Origin of the sequence: Kitasatospora arboriphila (genome assembly GCF_039528095.1) — a bacterium.
Classification (GTDB): Bacteria; Actinomycetota; Actinomycetes; order Streptomycetales; family Streptomycetaceae; genus Kitasatospora; species Kitasatospora arboriphila.
Window position 1 is genome coordinate 267 of the sequence record NZ_BAAALD010000321.1, and the last position, 265, is coordinate 531.

Annotated in this window: 1 protein-coding gene; it reads left to right on the forward strand. The window is 66.0% G+C overall.

Annotated elements, in window-relative coordinates; all coding sequences use genetic code 11:
- Nucleotides 1-21 precede the first annotated feature (21 nt).
- Nucleotides 22-265, forward strand: a 244-nt coding sequence (locus tag ABD353_RS40695; RefSeq protein ID WP_425555371.1) for a hypothetical protein, incomplete at its 3' end; no start/stop codon positions are given.

A 265-nucleotide genomic window follows, 5' to 3' on the forward strand; every position in this document is an offset into this window, starting at 1 on the left:
TGGAGCCGCACCGCCGCTGAGATGACTCTCGCCAGCTCTGATGGCGCGGTAGTCGAGTACGTGCGCACGGGCTGGGCTCGCGCTGCCAAGCAAGATGAGCGCAGCCGCGTCGAGGCGCTAGCCCAGGGAGCAGTGTCGAGCAAGATCCGCCTCGCGGCCTTGCAGGCTCTCCGCGGTGATGCCGCAAGTGTCACTGCATTCCTGAGCAGCGGCCAGTACGAGGCCGTTGCGGATGATCTCGCCGTCAGCATCGCGCGGATCATTT